The sequence below is a fragment of the Qipengyuania nanhaisediminis genome, from assembly GCF_045862805.1.
Classification (GTDB): Bacteria; Pseudomonadota; Alphaproteobacteria; order Sphingomonadales; family Sphingomonadaceae; genus Erythrobacter; species Erythrobacter nanhaisediminis_A.
The window spans coordinates 2,366,208-2,388,358 of record NZ_AP025760.1 but is presented as its reverse complement, the minus strand read 5'-3'; the positions used below and the strand labels follow the sequence as shown (position 1 = coordinate 2,388,358).

The following is a 22,151-nucleotide window of genomic DNA, read 5'->3' as shown; positions in this document are numbered from 1 at the left end:
CCCGATCAGCCGGCACCCGGCAGCACGTAACCCACCGGCGCATCCGGGCCAAGCGGGATGCCGAGATAGAACCAGATCACGATCAGCACCGTGCCCGACACCAGAAGGTAGAGCGAATAGGGCAGCATGGTCGCGGTCAGGCTTCCGAGGCCGAAATCCTTCTGCCAGCGCTGCGCGAAGACGAGGATCAGCGGGAAGTAAACCATCAGCGGCGTGATGATATTGGTCGCGCTGTCGCCGACGCGATAGGCCGCGGTCGCGCCTTCGGGGCTGATTCCGAGCAGCATCAGCATCGGCACCAGGATCGGCGCGAGGAGCGCCCACTTGGCGCTCGCCGAGCCGACGAAGAGGTTGAGCATCGCTGCAAACAGCACCATCAGGCCAAGCACCAGCGGGAGCGGCAGGCCGGTCGACTGGATCGCGGCTGCACCGTGCACCGCCGAGATCAGGCCGAGATTGGACCAGCCGAACATCGCCACGAAATGCGCCGCGGCAAAGGCGAGGACGAGGTAATAGCCCATGTCCTTCATGCTTTCGGCCATCATGTTGACCAGGTCGCGGTGGTCCTTGATCGTGCCCGTCGCGCGGCCATAAGCCCAGCCGGTGGCGAGGAAGAGCACGAAGAAGGCGGCAACCAGGCTGCGATAGAACGGCGCGAGCTGTGCGTGGATCGAGCAGTCGGGAACGACGGCGCCGGCCTCGGTCAGGCAGGCGCCTTCATCGATCAGCGGGGTGCCGGGGGCAAAGACCATTACCGCCCACAATACGACAACGCCGAGCGCGGCGAGGCCGGCATGGCGCAGGCCCTTCGATGCGAGCGCGCCTTCGTGCACCGTTGGATCGGGGCTGGTGTCGGCATCGCCCGCACCGGCCATTGCGCCGCCCGTCCACGGGCCGAGACGCGGTTCGATCACCTTGTCGGTGACGTACCAGATGATCGGCAGGAACAGCACGGTCATCGCGCTGATGAAATACCAGTTGCCTGCGATATTCGCGGTCCATGCCGGGTCGAGCAGGCTCGCGCCCACGGCTTCTTCGGTGATGCCGAACAGGAGCGCGTCGAGCTGGCCCGGGGAGATATTGGCCGAAAAGCCGCCCGAAACGCCAGCAAAGGCTGCCGCGATCCCTGCAAGCGGATGGCGTCCGGCCGCGGCAAACAGGATGCCGGCGAGCGGGATGAGGACGACATAGCCAGCGTCAGCCGCGTGGTTGCCGAGCATCGCGACCAGCGCGACCACCGGGGTCAGCAGCTTGGTGGGAGCGGCCTTTACCGCCTTGGCCATGCCGGCAGCAAAGAAGCCCGAGCGTTCGGCAACGCCTGCGCCCAGCATCACGACCAGCACGTAGCCCAAGGGGTGGAAATGCGTGAAAGTCTTGGGCATTTCCACCCACAGCCGCTGGATGTTCTCGGCAGCGAGCAGGCTCACCGCCTCGATCTCGAGCGCCGCGCCCGTGCTTTCGTCGAGAGCGGTGGGATGAAGCGCCGACACGCCAAGCGCCGAGGTGACCATCGAGATCACGACCAGCGCGATGATCAGATAGAAAAACAGGAAGACCGGATCGGGCAACTTGTTGCCGCTGCGTTCGACCCAGCCGAGAAAGCCGGTCATCCCTTGTGTTCTGCTCGCGTCAGCGGCCGATGCCATAACAGTAGTCCCCGTGAGTTTTGTCGTTGCAGCAAAGGGCTAGCATTGCCGATCACGCCTGTCAGGAGGATTAATCAACAGGCCGCCAACAGCGTGCGCGCCGCGCATCTGGCGCATGGCTGCCCTCGTGGTTAGGCATCGGCTCATGGCGAAGCTCTATTTCTATTATGCCAGCATGAATGCGGGCAAATCGACCACGCTGCTGCAGGCCGATTTCAATTACCGCGAACGCGGCATGGCGACCATGGTGTGGACCGCGAAGCTCGACACCCGTTCCGAAGGGTTGGTGAGGAGCCGGATCGGTCTCGAATCCGAAGCGCACCACTACACGACCGACACCGATCTGGAATCGGCGGTGCTTGCCGCGCACAACGCCTCGCCGCTCGATTGCGTGCTGATCGACGAGGCGCAGTTCCTCACCGAAGAGCAGGCCTGGCAATGCGCGGCGCTTGCCGACAAGCACGGGATACCGGTGCTGTGTTACGGCCTGCGCACCGATTTTCTCGGCGCGCTCTTTCCCGGGTCCGCGGTGCTGCTCGGCATTGCCGATGCGCTCGTCGAGCTGAAGGCGGTGTGCCATTGCGGGCGCAAGGCGACGATGAACATGCGGGTGAGCGCCGATGGCACTGCGGTAACCGAAGGCGAGCAGACCGAGATCGGCGGAAACGATCGCTATGTCGCGCTGTGCCGGAAGCATTTCAGCGCCGCGCTCGAAGGCTAGGGCTGTTCAAACCCCCCGGCTGCATCCCATATCCTCGCCCATGACCGACACCTTTACCCTTGTCGCGCTGCTGGTGCCGTGCCTGGTGATCGCGATCGTCTTTCACGAGGTCGCGCACGGTTTTGCCGCCAAGGCGCTGGGCGATCCCACCGCGAGCGAACGCGGGCGCCTGACACTTAATCCGATCCGTCATGTCGATCCGGTCGGGACCTTGCTGGTGCCCGGGGCGCTGCTCGCCTTCGGAGCGCCGCCTTTCGGCTGGGCAAAGCCGGTGCCGGTCAATCAATGGCGGCTCGACAATCCGCGGTTCGGCATGATGGCGGTGGCCGCAGCGGGCCCTGCGAGCAATTTCCTCCTCGCGGTGATCGGGGTGACGCTGCTCGGCCTGCTGGGGCAGGGTGCAGGTGCGAGCGTGGCAGGCGGCGGACTGGTGCTCGTCACCGACGCGGCAGGCAATGTCCTGCCGCTGGACAACGCGCTGCTTTACTTCGTGCTGATCAACCTGTTCATCGGGCTCTTCAACCTCCTGCCGATCCCGCCATTCGACGGTTCGCACATCGTCGCAGGCCTGCTTCCGGCAAGATTGCGCGCCTATTGGTCGCGATTGCAGCGTCTCGGCATCGTCCTGATCTTCGCGGTGATCGGGTTCAGCTGGGTGTTCGGCACGGGCTGGCTCGAGGCGACGCTCGGCCCTCCGATGGAATGGGCGATGACCTTCCTGTTCTCGCTTGCAGGCTACAATCCCGGCTTTTTCTGACCTGGCTTGTTCTGGCCGCCAATCGCGGCGATGAAGCGGGCATCGGGATGATCGCGCAGGAGTCGGCTGAGCCAGTCCGCACGATGACCGCTTTCCACACAGGCGACAACGCAGCCGCCGAACCCGCCGCCCGTCAGGCGAGCACCGATCGCGCCGTGCTCGCGCGCGCTTTCAACCAGCGCATCAATCGGCTCGAGCGAGACTTCGAACAGGTCGCGCAGCGATGCATGGCTTTCATCCATCCGCGCTCCCAGCCTCGCGATGTCGCCGGTTTCGAGCGCGGCGATGGCGTCAAGCGTGCGCGCCTGTTCGTTCACGCAGTGCAATGCGCGTTTGCGCGGCGCCTCTGCCAGCTGGGCCGAGGCAATGACCGCCGGGTCGAGCGCGCACAGGTTTTCGGTCGCGAAATAGCGCTTGGCGGCGTCGCATTCGGCCTTGCGCGCGCCATAGCGTCCATCGGCAAGCTGCCGGGTAAGCCCCGAATGGATCGCCACGAAGTCATGGGTTTGGGGAAGCGGCACCATCCGGTAGCCGAGCGTCGCGGTGTCGAGAGCCATGGCGTATCCCGGCTGGCCGAGCGCGACCGCCATCTGGTCCATGATCCCGCAAGGCACCCCCATAAAGTTGTTCTCGACCTGCCGCGCGGCGATTGCCAGATCGAGGTCGCTGACCTGCGCCGCGGCGCGTTCGGGTGCCAGGGCGCGCGCGGCTCTTAGCACCGCTATGATCAGCGCCGCCGATGAGGACAGGCCCGCGCCTTGCGGCAGAAGGGCGGTGATATCGACATTGGCCCCGCTCTCGATCAGCCCGAGCTCGCGCGCGGCGCGAAGCGCGCCAACCACCGGATCGGACCAGCCGCCTGCGGCTTCGTCTCCGAGGTGGCGTACGTCGAGCGCATCGTAGCCGTCCGAGGCTATCGCGATCATGGTATCGCTGCGCGCGCTCAGTTCCGCGGTGACTCCGATCGCGAGCGGGGCAGGGAGCACCGTGCCGCCATTGTAATCGACATGCTCGCCGATCAGGTTGATTCGTCCGGGCGCGAAGGCCTTGGCTGTCCGGGTCATGGCTGTCCCACGCTGCGCAAAGCTGCCGCGGCGGCCTCGGGCATCACGTCGACTGTAAAGACACCGCTGTGCTGTTCGACCGCGGCGAGATATTTGACCCGGTCGGCGGCCCGCAGGAGCGGGGCGAATTGCACCGTGAAGTGAAAGCCGCGCGCCGCCTCGATCGCGGGATTGGGAGCGGCGTGGATCGCCATCATGGTTGCCGCCGGACGGGCGAACAGGGCATCGTAACGCCGGGTCACCTCGCCCAGCCAATAGGCGAGCGATTCCAGTTCTTCGGCATCGCATTCCCACGGCCCTGCGCGCCGCTCCAGCGGACAGATCCAGACCTCGAACGGGAAGCGGGCGAAGCGGGGGACGAACGCGGTTATGCCGCCGCGCGAGCCGAGCCCGTATTCGGGCAGCGCGCGCTCGATCTCGCGTGCAAGGTCATATCCGTCGGCAAAGGCGGCGATGGCATCGCGCTGAACCCGCGGGACGCGGTCCATGGCATAGATCTGGCCATGCGGGTGATGTAGCGTCACCCCGACCTCGTCGCCGCGATTTTCAAACGGCAGGACATAATGTCGTCCGGCGTCGAAATGCGCGGAGTAGCGATCGAGGATCGCGGCGAGGACAACTTGGCGGCGGTCGGGCGTGACAGTCGCGAGGCTGCCTTCAGGCTCGGGAGAATAGACCAGAACGTCACAAGCCCCGCGTGCCGGTTCGCTTTCGAGGCCGGCCAGGGCAGCCGCATCATCGGCCTCAGGGTGAAAGGCGGCAAAGCGGTTGTCGAACACCGCGCATTCGAAATCGGTGAAAGGGATCTCGGTCGCGGGCCTGCCGGGAAGAGTCGGGGCGAGCGGGTCTTCGGAAAGCCGCGGCTTGAAGGTGCGGTTCTGTCGGTGCGCGGCATAGACGTTCCACTCGCGCCTCAGCGGGTGGTAGCGCAATTCGCCGCCTTGCGCGATGTCGTCAGCCTCCTCGCCACGCGCCGGCTCGCTATGCGGGGTGCGTCCGTAAAGGCGCAGCATGCGCCCGTCGGCCTTGCGATGATCGCGGCGAAAAACGGGCGCGCCGCCGATCTCCTGCACGCATGTGGCAGGCACGCTCACGAATCTGCCCCGCGGCGAGCGAACCAGCGTTCGACCGAAGCGCATTGGTCGGGCGCGAAATGCAGCCCCAACTTGCTGCGTCGCCACAATACGTCTTCGGCGCTGCACGCGAACTCGCATTCGACCAGATAGGCAAGCTCGGCTTCGAACAGGCCGGGAGCGACCTCTTCGCCGAGCGTGTGCGGCCGCTGCACGCTGCCGATGATCTGCTCGGTCCGCGTGCCGTAAGCGCGCGCCATGCGCATGATCACAGATGCCGGCAGAGTGTCATTGACCGCCGCGAACCGCGCGGCGAGCGATGCGATCGTTTCGCCCCCGAAATCGCCGCCCGGGAGCGGTGCGCTGGCAGTCCAGCCTTTCCCCGGCGCGCCGAGCTTTGTCAGCGCGTGCTCGGCGAGCTTGCGGTAGGTCGTGATCTTGCCGCCGAAGATCGAAAGGATCGCGGCCTCGTCCCCGGCCGCGCCGCGATCGAGTTCGAAGACATAGTCGCGGGTCACGGTCGAATTGTCGGCCGAACGGTCGTCGTAGAGCGGGCGGACGCCCGAATAGCTCGATACCGCCTGTTCGGGGGTAACCTCGAGCCGCAGATATTCGTTGATCGCATCGCAGATATAGCGCGCCTCCGCCTCGCTGATCGCGATCGATGACGGGTCGCCGTCAAAGCCCACATCGGTGGTCCCAACCAGTGTGAACTCGCCCTCGTAAGGTATTGCGAAGACGATACGATTGTCGCTGTTCTGGAAGATGTAGGCGGTGTCTGCACCGAACAATCGCGGAAAAATGAGATGGCTGCCTTTGACGAGGCGCAGGTTCGCGTGCTCGGCCCCCGGGATCGCCCGGCCCAGCACGTCATCCACCCACGGTCCCGCCGCATTGACCACCATCCGCGCGCTCACCGTGCATTCGCTGTCATCCGCTTGCAGCTGTGCCTGCCATCCGTCGCCCGTCCGTGTGAGCGTGGTGCATCTGGTTCGGGTGCGTATGTCCGCGCCGCGTTCGCGCGCATCCACCGCATTGAGCACGACCAGCCGTGCATCCTCGACCCAGCAGTCGGAATATTCGAAGCCGGTTACCAGCCGGTCCTTGAGAACATCGTGGTGCGGCGGCGTCCGCAGATCGACCGTGCGGGTGGGGGGAAGCACCTTGCGCCCGCCAATATTGTCGTAAAGGAACAGGCCGAGCCGCAGCAGCCAGCGCGGGCGCAGGCCCTTGTCATGCGGCAGGACAAAGCGCAGCGGCCAGATGATGTGCGGCGCCATGGCGAGCAGGCGTTCGCGTTCGATCAGGCTTTCGCGCACGAGGCGGATTTCGCCGTGTTCGAGATAGCGAAGCCCGCCGTGGATGAGCTTGGTCGATGCGCTCGAGGTTGCCTGGGCAAGATCGCCCATCTCGACGAGGCACACCGACATACCCCTTCCGGCAGCATCGCGCGCGATCCCCGCGCCGTTCACGCCGCCGCCGATCACCAGCAAGTCGTAGCTGTCAGTCATTGGCTGCTCTCGACATGGTAGATCAGGCACGTATCGGGCCATGTCTGGGGCAGTTGCAACCCGAAGTCCATCAGCGCCGATCCGGCAAATGGCCGCGGCTGGCTTGCGTGTTGCGGCGGCCAGACACAGGCGAGCTTGTAACGCCGTTCAGGGTCGAGCCCGGCGAAATTGAGCCGCGGCGGGTGCGCATGCGGGTGCCGGTCGCGCACGGCGATCTGGAACAGGGCTTTGTTTCGGCCCCCGTCGACCACCCCGATTGCGTGCAGGTGCGAAGGCGTCTCAAGCCGGTGATAACTGCCCGAATGGATCAGGGCGCGGTGGCGCTTATGCAGCGCGAGAGCATCGGCAAGGAGGCTGCGATCATCTTCGCTTTCACGGACGAGATCGCATTCGATCCCCATATGTCCGAACAGTGCACTGCCTGCGCGATAGGCCATGTCGAAGCGCCGCCCGGTGATGTGGCAGCGCCCTGGCCCGACATGGTTGCCGAGCAGCGACAGCGGAAGGAAATGCGCAGCGCCGCGCATGATCGCAAACCGATCGCGCGCATCGTTGTTGTCGCTCGTCCAGACCCTTTCGGCCCGCGTGAGAATGCCATAATCGGCGCGTGCTCCGCCACTCGAACAGCTCTCGATCTCTAGCTCTGGATGTGCATCGCGCAGCCGGTCGATCAGCGCATAGAGCGCGGCAACCTGGCGATGGAGAACCGGGCGGCCATCGGTGCCGCCGGGATGCTGGATGTCGCGGTTCATGTCCCACTTGATATAGGCGATGCCGCATTCGCGCACGAGCGCGTCGATTGCTGCGAAAAGGTGGTCGCGCACATCGCTGCGGGTCAGGTCGAGCGGCAGCTGGTGGCGCGATGCGATCGGTTCGACGCCTTCGGCTTGCAGAACCCAGTCGGGATGGGCGCGAAACAGCTCGCTGTCGCGATTGACCATTTCAGGCTCGAACCACAGCCCGAATTCCATGCCGAGTGCGCGGACGTGGTCGGAAAGCGGTTTGAGCCCGTCTGGATAGACGTTGCTCGACACCCACCAATCACCAAGCCCGGCACGATCGCTTCGTCGCTCGCCGAACCAGCCATCGTCGAGTACGAAGCGTTCCGCCCCGATCTCGGCCGCCGCCTCGGCGAGCGCGAACAGCGCATCGGGCGAATGGTCGAAATAGACCGCCTCCCAAGTGTTGAAATGCACCGGTCGGGGCCGCTCGCGCTGCGGCGTGATCGCGCGGACGAAACGGTGCAGGCGCCGGGTGACATCGCCGCGGCCCTCGTGCGACCAGCAGCAATGAAGCGGCGGCGTGCGATAGCTCTCGCCGCTGGCGAGGCGTATCTCACCCGGAAGCAGCAATTCGCCGGCCTGAAGCGACGGCGAGCCGTCCGGCAAGAGGTCGATACGCAACCGGTGATTGCCGCTCCAGCCCAGGTGAAAGGCAGCAGCCTGGCCGTGGGTCTCCGATGCCGACCGCGCTGCGCAATAAAGGCCCGGATAGCTCGCATGGCCGGTGCGCCCGCTGCGGTTCTCGCGCAGGAAACCGCCGGAGGCAAGGGGCGCTTCTTCGACCTGGAATTCGCCCGCCCATTTCCCGGCAAAGCCGGTCACCTGATCGAGCCGCGGATCAATCGGCAGGGCAAGCGCGCTGAGCCATTCGAGGTCGAGCGGTTCGGCGCCCGTGTTGGTGATTTGCGTGCGCGCGGTCAGAACGCCGCTCACAGGATCGATCGAAAGGTCGTGCCGGAGCATGATCCCGGCTTTCCTGTCCTCGGTCTCGATGCTCAGATCGAGGTCCGATGCAGCCACCTGGACAACCCTCGGATCGACAGCCCAGTCACGCCCCTCGCGGTGGCACAGCAGCCCGGGAGGGCCGGGAAAGCCCGTGCCGATCGTGTTGAGCAAGCTGTCGGCAATCGGCACTTGAGGGCCGCCTGGTGCGTGCTGGCGATCGCCGAGGCGGGTAAGGTCGCTGGCCGTGCATGTGGCCAGGTCTGGCCCGGCATGGAGCAGCCGGGCGCGTTCGCCCTTGCCGAATGACACCACCAGCTGCGTTCCGCCTTGTTGAAGGGAGACCGTGTCGCTCACGCGCCTTGCCTATCGGGGAAATGCGCGCTTGCCCATTGGTTTGCGGGAAAAGGATGTTAGGCCGCTGCAACGGGGCACAAACCTTAGGGAGGGCGCGTCCAATGAATTTGGTGCAGGTCGCAGTGTTCGTCTTGCTGATGGTGCTGCTGGCAGTGATGGTCTGGCGCAAGGTTGCCGCTGCCAAGGCGGCCAGCAAGGCCTCGGCCGATCGCGAGATATTCCTCGCAGGCGGCGGGCTCAGCTGGTTTTTCGTGGCCGGGGCGATCACGCTCACCAACCTTTCGACCGATCAGCTGGTCGGGATGAACGGAAACCAGATGCTGCTGCTCGCCTGGTGGGAACTGGCAGGCTTCGTCGGATTGCTCCTGCTCGCCTTCGTCTTCGTGCCGATCTACTATCGCAACAATTGCACCACGATCACTCAGCTGCTCGAGCAGCGTTACGACGGCGCAAGCATTCGCACGGTGATCTCGGGCCTGTTTCTGTTCGGCAATTTCGCGATCTACCTTCCCGCGGTGATCTATTCGGGCGCATTGTTCATGCAGACCGTGTTTGCCATCGACGCAAGCGTGGTGGCCATCGCCGCTGTGTTCGCGGTGGTGGGAGCGGCCTATGCGATCCTTGGCGGGCTGCGCGCCGTGGCGGTGCTCGACACCTATGCGGGCGTTGGCATTCTCGCGCTGGCGCTGGTGGTGGTATTCCTCGCGCTGAACGCGGTCGGCTGGGACATCACGTCAGGCGTGCCCGAAGACAGGTTGAGCATGGTCGGCGGTCTCGACAGCCCGATACCCTTCCACACGCTGTTCACCGGCATGCTGTTCATCCAGATCTTCTACTGGTCGACCAATCAGAACATCACGCAAAAGGCGCTCGCCGCGCCCAGCGTGAAGGAGGCCCAAAAGGGCGTGATCGCGGCGGCTGTAATTCGCTTGCTGATCGTCCCGCCAATCGTCGTGATCCCCGGCATCGTCGCCTTCAAGCTGTTCGGAGATGTCGATGACCGCGCTTATGGCATGGTGGTTGCCGAAGTGCTGCCAGGCTGGACCAGCGGCATGTTCGCCGCCATGATCGCGGCCGCGGTGCTGACCACCTATGCCGCCGTGATGAATGCGACGATTACCTTGTGGTCGGTGGATTTCCATCGGCGCTTCATCAACCGCGATGTCGATGTCAGGCCGCTCAATCGCAATGTCGGGATCATCGCCACGATCGTCTCGGTCGCGCTGGTGCCGGTTTATGCGGGTGCGGAAAGCATCATCAACCTGCTCCAGGAACTGAACGGATTGCTGTCTATGCCGATCCTGTCGGCTTTCATTGCAGCGCTGATGTTTCGCAACATGGATGCGCGCGCAGCGGTGGCAGGTCTGGTCTGGGGGTTCGCGATCTACGCGCTCCACACCTTCTATCTCTATGTGCCCGCCAATTTCGGCGGGGTGACATGGTATGCGACCATCGGACTGCCCTGGCTTCACTATATCGATGTCATGGTGTTCGTGCTGTTCAGCTCGGTCGTGGTGGCGCTGGCGACCAACCGCGTCGTGTTCGGCAACCGGGCACGCCTTGCAATCGGGCGAGGCGATACCCAGCCTGACATGGCATGAAGCCAAGCAAAACGCCTGCCCACCCGCTTTCGGGGTGGATCGTGCTCGACAAGCCGCGCGAACTCGGCTCGACCCAGGCGGTCGCGGCGTTGAAGCGCAATTTGCGCCAGGGCGGCTATGCCCCCACCAAGAAGGACATGCCCAAGGTCGGCCATGGCGGCACGCTCGACCCGCTTGCAGAAGGCGTGCTGCCGATCGCGCTGGGCGAGGCGACCAAGCTCGCCGGGCGCATGCTCGATGCCAGCAAGATCTACGAGTTCACGCTGCGTTTCGGCGAGGAAACCACCACGCTCGATACCGAAGGCGAAGTGGTCGAACGCAGCGATGTGCGCCCCACCATGGATGAAATCGAAGCGATATTGCCTCGCTTCACTGGCCCGATCGAACAGGTGCCGCCGGCTTTTTCCGCCCTGAAAGTAGATGGCAAGCGCGCCTATGACCTTGCCCGTGCAGGCGAGCAGGTCGAATTGAAAAAGCGCGCGGTGACGATCCACGATCTTTCCATTGCCGATGGTCCGCACGACCGCGACGCGGTCACCCTCGTCGCCCATGTGTCCAAGGGTACCTATATCCGCAGCCTTGCGCGCGATATCGCCCGGGCCCTTGGCAGTCTCGGTCACGTCACCTATCTCAGGCGCACAAAGGCCGGACCGTTCCGCCAGGAACAGGCGATTTCGCTGGACAAACTCAACGAAACCGCTAATGGCGCGGCCCTTGAAGACCTCCTCCTGCCGCTAGAGGCGGGGCTGGACGACATCCCGGCCCTCACCCTCTCCCAGACAGAAGCGCAGGCGGTCCGCCAGGGCCGGGTCCTGTCTGGAATGCCCCAAGCTCCCGGGCTCTATTGTGCGATGCTGGACACTGTCCCGGTCGCGCTGGTGGAGATCGAGAGCGGGACGGCGAAGGTCGTCCGCGGGTTCAACCTTCCCGATGTCGCTGAGTAGAAAGAGAAAACATGTCGGTAGCACCCGAGCGCAAGCAAGAAATCATCAAGGACAATGCCCAGGCCAATGGCGATACGGGCAGCCCGGAAGTCCAGGTCGCGATCCTCACCGAGCGTATCCGCAACCTTACCGAGCACTTCAAGTCCAACCACAAGGACAACCACTCGCGCCGCGGCCTGCTGATGATGGTCAACAAGCGTCGCAACCTTCTTGCCTATCTCAAGAAGAAGGACGTGGAACGCTACAACGCGCTGATCCAGAAACTGGGCCTTCGCAAGTAAGAGTTTTGCAAGGGGCGGCTCCAAGGGGCCGCCCTTTGTCTATCCGGCTCCCATCGCAATCCGGCGAGGGAGCGGCAATTGGGGCGCAATTCGCCCCGCACCGGACCGGGCCGGTCTATCCCGGACAAGAGGCCCCGCGCGGCAATAAGGCCAGCGCGGGTTCGAAAAGGAAAATCAATGTTCGACACGAAAACCGTATCGCTGGAGTGGGGCGGAAAGACCCTCACTCTGGAAACCGGCCGTATTGCCCGCCAGGCTGATGGCGCGGTTCTGGCCACCTATGGCGAAACCGTGGTGCTGTGCGCCGTGACCGCCGCCAAGACCGTGCGCGAGGGGCAGGACTTCTTCCCGCTCACCGTCCACTACCAGGAAAAATTCTCTGCCGCCGGTCGTATCCCGGGCGGCTTCTTCAAGCGCGAAGGCCGCGCGACCGAGAAGGAAACGCTTACCAGCCGTCTGATCGACCGTCCGGTGCGCCCGCTTTTCCCTGAAGGTTTCTATAACGAAATCAACGTCATCGCCCAGGTGCTGTCCTATGACGGCGAGACTGAGCCCGACATCGTCGCGATGATCGCGGCATCGGCTGCTCTGACCATTTCGGGCTTGCCCTTCATGGGCCCGATCGGCGCCGTGCGCGTCGGTTTCACCAATGATGGCGAATATGTCCTCAACCCCACCGTTGCTGACGCGCTGGGCGACGACGGTCGTCTCGACCTCGTCGTCGCCGCGACCCAGGACGCGGTGATGATGGTCGAATCCGAAGCCAAGGAACTGTCCGAGGAAGACATGCTCGGCGCGGTGATGTTCGCACACGAGGAAAGCCGCAAGGTCATCGGCGCGATCATCGAACTCGCCGAAAAGGCCGCCAAGGACCCCTGGCAGATCGAGGCAGGCGATGACCTGTCGGCGATGAAGGAAGAAATCCGCGCGCTCGTCGGTGACGACATAGCCGCGGCTTACAAGACCACCGACAAGAGCGACCGTCGCGACCAGCTCGACGCCGCCCGCGAGAAGGTGAAGGAAAAGTACGCCGAGGAAGACGGTCAGACCCAGTCGGCTGCCAACAAGCTCGTCAAGAAGATCGAATCCGAGATCGTGCGTGGCGCGATTCTCAAGGACGGTCAGCGGATCGACGGGCGCAAGACCGACGAGGTTCGCCCGATCGAGGCGATGGTCGGCCTCCTGCCCCGCACCCACGGTTCGGCGCTGTTCACCCGCGGTGAGACGCAGGCGATCTGCACCACCACGCTGGGCACCAAGGATGCCGAACAGATGATCGACGGGCTCGAGGGCCTGTCCTATTCGAACTTCATGCTCCACTACAACTTCCCGCCCTATTCGGTCGGCGAAGTGGGCCGCTTCGGCTTTACCAGCCGCCGCGAGACCGGCCACGGCAAGCTCGCCTATCGCGCGCTGCGTCCGGTCCTGCCCGATGCAGAGGAATTCCCCTATACGATCCGTGTCCTGTCCGACATCACCGAATCGAATGGCTCGTCCTCGATGGCGACCGTTTGCGGCGGCTGCCTGTCGATGATGGATGCGGGCGTTCCGGTGAAGCGTCCGGTCTCGGGCATCGCCATGGGCCTGATCCTCGAAGGCGAAGACTTCACCGTGCTGTCCGACATCCTGGGTGACGAAGATCACCTCGGCGACATGGACTTCAAGGTGGCCGGGTCCGAAGAAGGCATCACCTCGCTCCAGATGGACATCAAGGTTGCCGGCATCACCCAGGAAATCATGCAGCAGGCGCTGGAGCAGGCCAAGGCCGGTCGTCACCACATCCTGGGCAAGATGACCGAAGCGCTCGGTTCGGCACGCGGCGAGGTGTCCAAGCACGCTCCGCGCATCGAGACGATGCAGATCGACAAGTCGAAGATCCGCGACGTCATCGGCACCGGCGGCAAGGTGATCCGCGAGATCGTCGCCGAAACCGGCGCCAAGGTCGACATCGACGACGAGGGCGTGATCAAGATCAGCTCGTCCAATGCCGATGAAATCGAAGCCGCGAAGAAGTGGATCGAGGGCATCGTCGAGGAAGCCGAAGTCGGCAAGATATACACCGGCAAGGTCGTCAACATCGTCGATTTCGGCGCGTTCGTGAACTTCATGGGCGGCAAGGACGGTCTCGTCCACGTCTCCGAAATGAAGAACGAGCGGGTCGAGAAGCCGACCGATGTCGTCTCCGAAGGCCAGGAGGTGAAGGTCAAGGTCCTCGAGATCGACAATCGCGGCAAGGTCCGCCTGTCGATGCGCGTCGTCGACCAGGAAACCGGCGAAGAGCTCGAAGACACCCGTCCGCCGCGCGAACCGCGTGGCGATCGCGGCGGGCGCGACGGAGGCCGGGGTGACCGTGGCGGCGATCGCCGTGGCGGTCGCGGCGGTCGCGGTCCTCGCAACGACCGGGGCGGCGATCGCGACGGGGGCGGCAATGACGGCCCCGCAGCGATGCCCGACTTCCTCAAGGACTGATCCTTCGGACAATCGAACAGCGAGGCCCGCCGAAAGCGATTTCGGCGGGCCTTGTTTTTGCTAGGATGCAGGAATGCTCAAACGCGAATTGATCGACACGGCCGAGATTCAGGACGGCGAGACACTCGAACTCTACAGCCATGGCCGCGATTTCATGATCGTGCTGGGGCGCAACGAGTTGATGAGCACCCGGATGCAGTTTTCGGAAGAACAACTCGCCGAGATGACGCTCGACCGGCTGGAGGCGCAAGCCCCGCGCATCCTCATCGGGGGCTATGGCATGGGGTTCACCTATCGCGCGGCGCTGTCCCGGGTCAGCGAAAGCGCACAGATCGTCGTCGGCGAGATATCGGACAAGATCCTCGGCTGGGCGAGGGGCCCAATGGCGGCGCTGACAGGCGAAACGCTGTCCGACCCCCGGCTCGATCTCAAGATCTGCGATGTCGCGGCGCTTATCGACGATGCCAATGACGGGACCTGCGACAAGTTCGACGCGATCCTGCTCGATGTCGATAACGGGCCCGATGGCCTCGTGCGTGCCGACAACAACAGGATCTATTCGAAAACCGGGCTGGGCAAGGCGCGCGATGCGCTCAAACCCGGCGGAATCGTTTCGGTCTGGTCTGCCGCGCCCGACCATGGGTTCCGCCGCCGGATGAAGGAAGCCGGCTTCATCGTCGAGGAACGCACCGTTCGTTCACGTCCGAACAACAAGGGCGCGCATCACACCATCTGGTTCGGGCGCAAGAAGGACGGGTGAACGACCGCGCTTCGCAGCGCGCCGCCTCTTCGAACCGATTGTTAAGGTCCCTGTGGCTAGTGGGCGGCAGGGGAATGCAAGATAACCAGAACAATCGGGTTGAAACGATGAGGGATAAGGGCCGCAGCGCGGGGCGCGACCGGGTCATGCTGTTCGCTGACCTGCTCACCGAAACAGGCGAGGAGAAGGTCCGCGTGCGCGACCTATCGAACATGGGGGCGATGCTCGACAGCCCGGCGCCAATCGAGGCGGGCGCTGACGTGATATTCCGTCACCGCGGAATGTTCGCAGCAGCGATCGTGAAATGGGTAAAGGACGGCACGATAGGGATCGCGTTCTACCGCGACCAGGAAATCAGGCCGCGCGCAGACCAGCCAGCGGTAACCGGCTGACCGCCGGCGAAGGACCCTTCAGAAATCGTAGATTACCGTGATCCGGCTCAGCGTGTCGGTGCTCGTCGCGCCCGCTGGCGGATCGGTGTCGTGTTCGACCGTGTAGCTCAGGCGAACCTTCACATTGTCGGCAATTGAGGCCTGCAACCCGGTATCGGATGTATAGGTGCTGCTTCCCGACTGCACGAAAGCAGACAGGTCCTGCGTAACAGCGATGTTCTCGGCGAGCTGCCAGTCGAAATCCGCGCTGGCGAGCCCCGCGAGATTGCCCGAACTGGTGCCATCGAGCCGCTCGGTGCGCCGCCATGCGGGACCGGCCTGCACCGACAGCGTCATGGTATCGGTATCGATCACTTCGTAACCGAGCCCGCCCGACACCGAATAGCGCGCCGAGAAGCCCTGGAAGCGATCGCGCTCATATTGCGCCAGCGCATAGGCAAAAAGGCGCTCCGACAGGATCAGGTTGGGCTCGTAAGCCGCAAGGAACTGCTCTCGGGTGGTCACCCCGTTCGAGCGCTGAAAGTCGGCCCGCGCGCGCAGCTTGTGACGCCAGTCGATCCCTTCGCGGGTCAGCGCGAGCGCGGCGGTGAGGCCGGTATTCGAGGAATTGCCGGTCGCGTTGAAAGCGCCAAGCTCGCCGCGCCCGGTCCAGCCTTCGAAAAGGCCGGCATTGCGGATCGCGTCCTTTTCGGCAGCAGCCTCGGCAGCCTGCGCTGCGGCAAGGTCGGTCTCGAAGGCGGCAAGGAGCGCGTCGATCTCGTCGGCATCGGCGGGATTGGTGCTGCGCGCAACCTCGATCACGGCGCGCACCTTGTCTTCGTCACCGGTCTCGATCGCAGCGTCGATCATCGCGCGAACGGGGTCGGGGATGTCGGCCATGGCCGGCGCGGGTGCGGCGAAGGCAAGCGCGAGAGCGGTGAAAGCGGCAGTCCTTGTCAGTGTCATATCAGGCTCGCTCCCCGCGCACGCGGCCCAGAAAGTCCATCTTGCCGATCGGGACACCCTGGCTGCGCGCGATCGCATATGCGGCGCTGGCGTGGAAATAGAGGTTGGGCTGGGCAAAGCTCAGCAGGAAATTCTCGGCGCTGAAGGCGAGCCGCGTTTCCTTGAACTCGAAACGCATGTCGCGCCCGACCCAGCCTTCCATCTCATCCTCGTCGATGCTCTCTAGGGCCTCTTTCGCACCGGCAAGCTTGTCGCGCAGGGCATCAAAGGTCGCGGGCGGCGGGTTGAGGTCCGGGGTTGCCAGACCTTTTCGCACCGCGGCGATCGCTCCTGCCGAGTGCTCTGCCACGCTCTTGATCTGGTAGGTGAAGGGCAGCATGTCCTCGATCAGCCGTGCTGCAAGGATTGTTTCTTCATCGCAGCCCTTCGACGCGCACCAGTCCTGTGTCTTGTTCAGAAGATGATGCGCGGTCCCCAGCATCTGGAGCGCGCTCGGAACGAATGCTGCGTGGAGCGAAAGGGGCATTGATCAGGTCTCCCGAACTGAAAAAGGCCCGGCTGCGCTCGCGGCGCGACCGGGCCTTTCTGGAAATCTGGGTGTCAGCGGACCCGCGGACCGCCAAAAGGCAGCGGGGGTGGGGGACGGCGCGCGCCGCGCGGCAGCTGAGCCTGGTAGGCCCGCCCGCAATGTTCGACGCAATAGGGGAAGCCCGGATTTACCGCATCGCCGCAGAAATGGAAATCGGGTTCGCCCGGATGCCCCATCGGCCAGCGGCAGACCTTGTCCGAAAGGTCGAGCAGGCTGGTCTTGTCGGCAATCTCGGGGCTGGGCTTGGCCGGCACCAGCCGTCGCGGCGGTGCGGGCGGGATCGGAGCTTGTTGATCGCCGGGACCCTGGCGCAAGAAGCCGCCCGGGCCGACCGACACGATCTTTGGCAGGTCCGGCGTCGGATTGGGCATGGGCTGCGAATTCGTGTTGCCCGCCTGTGCGGGCGCAGGCTTGGCAGCAGGCGCTTCGGGCTTGGCAGCAGGCTTTGCCGCAGGCTTGGCCGTGCTCTTGGCTGCCGGCTTCTTTGCCGCAGCCGTGCTCTTGGCAGCCGGCTTCTTGGCTGCTGCCTTCTTCTTCTCGTTCGCCTTGACGGGGGAGGGCCGCGATTTGAGGCCGAGCCGGTGCGCCTTGCCGATCACGGCATTGCGGCTCACTCCGCCCAGTTCCTCGGCGATCTGGCTCGCCGTGGCGCCGCCTTCCCACATCTTCTTGAGCGTTGCGATGCGCTCGTCAGTCCAGCTCATACCAATCCGTTCTTTCCTGTCGTCGCCCGATAGATAGGCAACTTGTCACGATCCGCCAGAGGCCTTACCGGCCCAGCCATGGCAAAAGAGTTTCCAGCAAACCCGCAGGCGGCAAACCCACTAGGCCCGCGAGACTTCCCGGAGCGCGGACGTCCGGTAATCACCGGGGTCAACCGCGTGGGCCTTTTCGCGCTCTATATGAAGGAGGTGCGCCGGTTTCTCAAGGTCCAGACGCAGACGATCTGGGCGCCGGGTGTCACCACCCTGTTGTTCCTCGTGATCTTCACCGTCGCTTTGGGCCGCGAAGGGCGCGAAGTGCTCGGCGTTCCCTTCGCCAGCTTCGTCGCGCCGGGGTTGATCGTGATGGGAATGATGCAGAACGCCTTTGCCAATTCCTCCTTCTCGCTGCTTGGCGGAAAGATCCAGGGCACCATCATCGACTATCTGATGCCGCCGCTCTCGCCCGGCGAATTGATGGCCGCGATCGTCGGTGCGGCTGTGACCCGCGCGATCATGGTCGGCGGCGCGGTCGCGCTGGCAATGGCCCTTTGGCCCGGAGTTTCGCTTTCGCTCGTCAACCCATGGGCGGTGGTGTGGTTCGGCCTGATGGGCAGCGTCATGCTGGGGCTCGCAGGGCTGGCAACGTCGATCTGGGCAGAGAAATTCGATCACAATGCCGCGATCAGCAATTTCATCGTCGCGCCGCTTTCGCTGCTGTCGGGCACTTTCTACGTGATCGACAACCTCGCGCCCGCATTCCAGGCGATCAGCCGCGCCAACCCGTTTTTCTACGTGATCTCGGGCTTTCGCTACGGCTTTCTGGGCCAGAGCGACATCGGAAGCGACCAGATGGTCATCGTCGCCGCGATTGCGCTGGCGCTGCTCAATGCCGCTCTCGCGATCGCGGTCTACCTGGTCCTGCGGTCTGGCTGGAAGCTCAAGAGTTGATGCGAAAAGCGCCGGGCACGCCCACGGCGATCAATGGGTGAGCGAACGGCGCATGCGATAACGGCCGTCCCTGAACTGCTCGAACAATTGCGGGACGGTGGGGTGATCGATCGGGCCGCCATCGGCATCGGCCACCAGGTTGCCCTGGCTGACATAGGCGACATAGCTCGATTCCTCGTTCTCGGCGAGGAGGTGGTAGAACGGCTGGTCGCGCGGCGGGCGGATATCCTCGGGGATGGATTCGTACCATTCCTCGCTGTTGGCAAAGACCGGATCGATATCGAAGACCACGCCGCGAAAGTCGAAATGGCGGTGGCGCACGACATCGCCGATTCCGAAGAGGCTGCGCGCCTGCCGCGGCGCATGGATCGTGCGTCCTGCCTGGCTGGAAAAGAAATGTGCGCGTTCCATGAGGCGAAATATGGACCCTGATCGCGGCAAAACAAGCATGCCGGGCGGGGGGCTTGCGAGATATGCCCGACTTTTGTGTGTCTTCAGGACTTGGCAAGCGGCAATCGCTGCGCTAACGGGCGCGCTCCCGAAACGGCCCGGAGCGTGTGACGCGCTCCCAAATCAAGCCTTTCGCTGCGGAGAGGTGCCGGAGTGGTCGAACGGGGCGGTCTCGAAAACCGTTGTGCTCTCACGAGTACCGAGGGTTCGAATCCCTCCCTCTCCGCCACCACCTTGTTTTCAGCCAACCCGACATGCACCGCTAGAAAACCGTTTGAACCGCAGCCAGTCACGCTGCGCCGACGGAATAGTGGCTTCGCTTAACTTCGGCGGCTACCTCGTTGAACTGGTGTGGCAATTCCTGCCCCCATCGAATCCGAGGAAGCAAAACACATCGGTCGATTGACGGGCAGCCGCGTGGTGTCTAGCCAGTCGATGGGTGTTTTGCAGGGTCGCTCCCTCGCGCAAAGCCTGTGTGCACGGTTTTTTGCAAGAGGGGGTTCTTCACATGTCCGAGACGTTCATCACCACTCAGGGCGACGAAAACTGGGTTTTCAGCGCCGATGGACAATTTATCTTCGTTGCCGGGAATGACGGTTTTCTCCGGGTCTACAGCGTCACCACCGGCCTCCTCGAATACGAAGCGCAACTCGGCCATGATCTCGGCGCTATCGCCATTTCGCCCGACGGCAGCCAGCTCGCCATCGTCGAGGAAGTCGCCGAAAATGTCAGCCAGTCCAATTCCTGGACCAGCAACACCGCGGATGTGACGCTCTATATCGTCGACATCAACACCTTCGCCGCGAGCGAGCTCACCTATACCGTGACCGGCAGCGACTGGACCTTCGGCGATGTAACCTGGAGCGATGCGGACACGCTGCAGATCTCGCAGAACATCCTGCCGGGGTGGAGCGGGTGGACACCGCTTTCGACGCTCGAACTGTCGGACGGATCGATTACGCAAAGCGGCAGCTATTATGCCGGGTTAGGCTCGGTCGGATCGCTGCTGACCATTCCCGGTTCGGAACTGGCGCTGCTGGGCCAGCTCGGCCTTTCCTCGGCCGAATATTTCCTGATCGGCGAAGATGGCGGAGAGGTCGCCAGCAACGGCGTCTACACCAACAATGTCTATGGCTATGCCGAGGGGATCGAGGCCGCATCGGGCGCCACTGTCGATGACCGGATCGTGATCGTCACCGGCGGCGGGGCGCATGTCTATGACGGCGCGATGAACTATATCACCAACCTGGCGGATACCTATCCCACGCTCGGCAACGCGATGGGCGTCGGCTTTTCGCAAGACGGCCAGCGGATGATCTTCCTCGACCAGCAGACCCAGCAGGTGGTCGTGATCGATGCCTTCAATTTCTCCGTGGTCGCGACTGCCGATGTGTCGGGCTCGACCTTCGAAGTGCTGGGCACCGGCGCCGAAGTCACCATGGCGCCCGATGGTGCGGGGGTCTATTTTAACACCACCCAGGGCATCGCCTACGTCGCGCTCGACCTGCCTGACCTGGGCGGGGATGGCGATGACACGCTGACGGGCACCGCGGGCGATGACATCATCGACGGCGAGGCTGGCAATGACACGCTCTATGGCATGGCCGGCAATGACTGGCTGATCGGCGGCGCGGGCGACGATGACATCTGGGGCGGCGACGGGATCGACATCGCCGCCTACGAAACCGCAGGCGCGGCTGTCACCATCGACCTCGCCATCACCGGGGCGCAGAATACCGGCGGCGCAGGCATTGATATGCTCGCCGAGATCGAAGGCGCGAGCGGATCGATCTATGACGACCAGATCAGCGGCAATGGCCTTGCCAATCTCCTCTTCGGCTTCGGCGGCAACGACACCATTCATGGTCGCGGCGGCAATGACGACATCTACGGCGAAGACGGCGATGACATGCTCTATGGCGAAGCCGGGATTGATTACCTCTTTGGCGGCGCGGGCAATGACTGGCTCGACGGAGGGACGGATGCCGACCGGCTCGAAGGCGGCGCTGGCGATGACACCTATATCATCGACAACGAAGGAGATGTGATCGTCGAGACCGCGACCGGCGGGAACGACACCATGCGCGTGTTCGGCTTCAATGCGACGATCGCCAATTCGATCGAGACGCTGGTGATCGCGGAGGGCGCCTTCAACGCCACCGGCAATTTCATCGCCAACACCCTGATCGGGTCGAGCGAGGCCAATGTCCTCACCGGCCTTTCGGGCAACGACACGCTCGATGGTGGGGGCAATGTCGATATCGCGGTGTTCCGCGGCGATCGCTCCGAATACGTGATCTCGCAGACCGCGAGCGGGGTGTTCACGATCGAGGGGCCCGACGGGACCGACACGCTCACCAATATCGAGTTCGCCCAGTTCGACGACGAGACCTTGCGCCTGCTTCCGGGCACCGGGATCACGGTCAATTTCGACACCGCCGATCCCGGCGTCTACCAGTCGGCGATGAACGCGATCCGCGATTTCGACGGCAACGATCTTGGCGGGCAGGGTTCGTGGCTGCGGATCGGTTCGGCCGACGTCAACGGCGACGGCGATATCGACCAGATCCTCGTCAACGATGCGATCGGCCGCTTCGCGACCGTCGGCACCGCTCCCGATGGCCTTGTCTATTTCGACGATCATGGCTGGGCGGGCGAGACGCGCGTTGCGGGCATCTATATCGACCCGCTGGTGATCTCGGGCGACGTGGTGGCCGGCAGCGACGAGGATTCGCAGCGGCGCTTCCAGAACGATCTCGAGATCGAGAACATCAACCGCGTGCTGGGGGCCGACGATTATGACGGCGACGGCGTGTGGGAGGTCTATTTCGCTCTCACCGACGGCACCGCCTATCTGCGCGCGCTGATGCATGCCGATGGCAATATCCGCTATGCCAATTACCAGTCGGAGGCCGAGGTGATCGATTACCTCACCGCCAATGGCTACGATTCAAGCACCTATGGCGACTGGTTCACCAATGGCTCGCAGAGCGCGACCGATGTCTACGTCAACGTGATCGACGACGAGGGCGCGGGCGGCAAGGCCGAAACGCCGAGCGATTTCGCGTCGCTCGCAGGCGCACCGGGCGAATATGCCGGCGACATCGAACTGCTCCATGCCAGCCGTCCGATGGAACAGCAGTTCCGCGGGCTCGACGACATCCAGCCCGAATTCTTCGGCTGACGGGGAAGGTCAGCGGCAGCTGAAAGCTGGC

19 protein-coding genes and 1 tRNA gene are annotated in these 22,151 nt (G+C 63.9%); 11 read left to right on the top strand and 9 right to left on the bottom strand.

All coding sequences use genetic code 11. The features are described 5' to 3' along the window. Nucleotides 1-5: 5 nt before the first annotated feature. A complete protein-coding gene (locus ACKTSM_RS11545) occupies nucleotides 6-1,646 on the bottom strand; it encodes an AbgT family transporter (RefSeq protein ID WP_407874798.1) in 1,641 nt (546 codons plus the stop codon). 145 nt (nucleotides 1,647-1,791) lie between these two features. Between ACKTSM_RS11545 and ACKTSM_RS11540 the strand changes: the two genes are divergently transcribed. Continuing rightward, complete coding sequence (locus tag ACKTSM_RS11540) at nucleotides 1,792-2,367, top strand: thymidine kinase (RefSeq protein ID WP_407874797.1); 576 nt, start codon at nucleotides 1,792-1,794, stop codon at nucleotides 2,365-2,367. Between the two features lie 40 nt (nucleotides 2,368-2,407). After that, nucleotides 2,408-3,124 (top strand): site-2 protease family protein, encoded by a 717-nt coding sequence (locus tag ACKTSM_RS11535; RefSeq protein WP_407874796.1) that lies wholly within the window; start codon nucleotides 2,408-2,410, stop codon nucleotides 3,122-3,124. Here the strand turns inward: ACKTSM_RS11535 and galK are convergent. From galK to ACKTSM_RS11515, 4 genes are read right to left on the bottom strand one after another with little or no spacing between them, the layout of a single operon-like run. Beyond that, nucleotides 3,103-4,188, bottom strand: coding sequence for a galactokinase (gene galK, locus ACKTSM_RS11530; RefSeq protein ID WP_407874795.1), 1,086 nt, complete (start codon nucleotides 4,186-4,188; stop codon nucleotides 3,103-3,105). The two genes, ACKTSM_RS11535 and galK, sit on opposite strands and share 22 nt — an antisense overlap. Further along, entirely contained in the window at nucleotides 4,185-5,282 is a 1,098-nt protein-coding gene (locus ACKTSM_RS11525) for a galactose-1-phosphate uridylyltransferase (protein ID WP_407874794.1), read from the bottom strand. Before ACKTSM_RS11525 ends, galK begins: the two co-directional genes overlap by 4 nt. Then, nucleotides 5,279-6,772, bottom strand: a complete 1,494-nt coding sequence (glpD, locus tag ACKTSM_RS11520; protein WP_407874793.1) for a glycerol-3-phosphate dehydrogenase — start codon at nucleotides 6,770-6,772, stop codon at nucleotides 5,279-5,281. Before glpD ends, ACKTSM_RS11525 begins: the two co-directional genes overlap by 4 nt. Beyond that, nucleotides 6,769-8,853: an alpha-galactosidase gene (locus ACKTSM_RS11515; RefSeq protein WP_407874792.1), complete on the bottom strand. Its 2,085-nt coding sequence runs from the start codon at nucleotides 8,851-8,853 to the stop codon at nucleotides 6,769-6,771. Before ACKTSM_RS11515 ends, glpD begins: the two co-directional genes overlap by 4 nt. Before the next feature lie 101 nt (nucleotides 8,854-8,954). Between ACKTSM_RS11515 and ACKTSM_RS11510 the strand changes: the two genes are divergently transcribed. The 6 genes from ACKTSM_RS11510 to ACKTSM_RS11485 all read left to right on the top strand — a co-directional run bounded on the left by ACKTSM_RS11510 (nucleotide 8,955) and on the right by ACKTSM_RS11485 (nucleotide 15,300). Further along, nucleotides 8,955-10,454 (top strand): sodium:solute symporter family transporter, encoded by a 1,500-nt coding sequence (locus ACKTSM_RS11510; RefSeq protein WP_407874791.1) that lies wholly within the window; start codon nucleotides 8,955-8,957, stop codon nucleotides 10,452-10,454. Further along, a complete protein-coding gene (gene truB / locus ACKTSM_RS11505) occupies nucleotides 10,451-11,398 on the top strand; it encodes a tRNA pseudouridine(55) synthase TruB (protein WP_407874790.1) in 948 nt (315 codons plus the stop codon). The genes ACKTSM_RS11510 and truB overlap by 4 nt, the downstream gene beginning before the upstream one ends. Before the next feature lie 11 nt (nucleotides 11,399-11,409). After that, nucleotides 11,410-11,679 carry a 30S ribosomal protein S15 gene (gene rpsO, locus ACKTSM_RS11500; RefSeq protein ID WP_407874789.1) on the top strand — a complete coding sequence of 90 codons (270 nt, stop codon included), beginning with the start codon at nucleotides 11,410-11,412 and terminating at the stop codon, nucleotides 11,677-11,679. A 177-nt stretch (nucleotides 11,680-11,856) separates the two neighbouring features. Further along, complete coding sequence (pnp, locus tag ACKTSM_RS11495) at nucleotides 11,857-14,148, top strand: polyribonucleotide nucleotidyltransferase (RefSeq protein WP_407874788.1); 2,292 nt, start codon at nucleotides 11,857-11,859, stop codon at nucleotides 14,146-14,148. A gap of 73 nt (nucleotides 14,149-14,221) precedes the next feature. After that, entirely contained in the window at nucleotides 14,222-14,908 is a 687-nt protein-coding gene (locus ACKTSM_RS11490) for a spermidine synthase (RefSeq protein WP_407874787.1), read from the top strand. A gap of 107 nt (nucleotides 14,909-15,015) precedes the next feature. Beyond that, entirely contained in the window at nucleotides 15,016-15,300 is a 285-nt protein-coding gene (locus tag ACKTSM_RS11485) for a PilZ domain-containing protein (protein ID WP_407874786.1), read from the top strand. An 18-nt stretch (nucleotides 15,301-15,318) separates the two neighbouring features. Here ACKTSM_RS11485 and ACKTSM_RS11480 read toward each other — a convergent pair whose 3' ends face one another. The 3 genes from ACKTSM_RS11480 to ACKTSM_RS11470 all read right to left on the bottom strand — a co-directional run bounded on the left by ACKTSM_RS11480 (nucleotide 15,319) and on the right by ACKTSM_RS11470 (nucleotide 17,538). Further along, entirely contained in the window at nucleotides 15,319-16,245 is a 927-nt protein-coding gene (locus ACKTSM_RS11480) for a YdiY family protein (protein WP_407874785.1), read from the bottom strand. A gap of 1 nt (nucleotide 16,246) precedes the next feature. Further along, entirely contained in the window at nucleotides 16,247-16,771 is a 525-nt protein-coding gene (locus tag ACKTSM_RS11475) for a DUF1993 family protein (RefSeq protein ID WP_407874784.1), read from the bottom strand. A gap of 74 nt (nucleotides 16,772-16,845) precedes the next feature. After that, nucleotides 16,846-17,538 carry a GcrA family cell cycle regulator gene (locus ACKTSM_RS11470; RefSeq protein WP_407874783.1) on the bottom strand — a complete coding sequence of 231 codons (693 nt, stop codon included), beginning with the start codon at nucleotides 17,536-17,538 and terminating at the stop codon, nucleotides 16,846-16,848. A 78-nt stretch (nucleotides 17,539-17,616) separates the two neighbouring features. On the opposite strand from ACKTSM_RS11470, the gene ACKTSM_RS11465 reads away from it, so the two are divergent. Then, nucleotides 17,617-18,486 (top strand): ABC transporter permease, encoded by an 870-nt coding sequence (locus tag ACKTSM_RS11465; RefSeq protein WP_407874782.1) that lies wholly within the window; start codon nucleotides 17,617-17,619, stop codon nucleotides 18,484-18,486. 30 nt (nucleotides 18,487-18,516) lie between these two features. Here ACKTSM_RS11465 and hspQ read toward each other — a convergent pair whose 3' ends face one another. Next, entirely contained in the window at nucleotides 18,517-18,897 is a 381-nt protein-coding gene (gene hspQ / locus ACKTSM_RS11460; protein WP_407874781.1) for a heat shock protein HspQ, read from the bottom strand. Nucleotides 18,898-19,075: 178 nt separating this feature from the next. Here hspQ and ACKTSM_RS11455 point away from each other — a divergent pair. Continuing rightward, nucleotides 19,076-19,165: transfer RNA gene (locus ACKTSM_RS11455), tRNA-Ser, on the top strand. Nucleotides 19,166-19,444: 279 nt separating this feature from the next. Further along, entirely contained in the window at nucleotides 19,445-22,120 is a 2,676-nt protein-coding gene (locus ACKTSM_RS11450) for a hypothetical protein (RefSeq protein ID WP_407874780.1), read from the top strand. The last annotated feature ends 31 nt before the right edge of the window (nucleotides 22,121-22,151 follow it).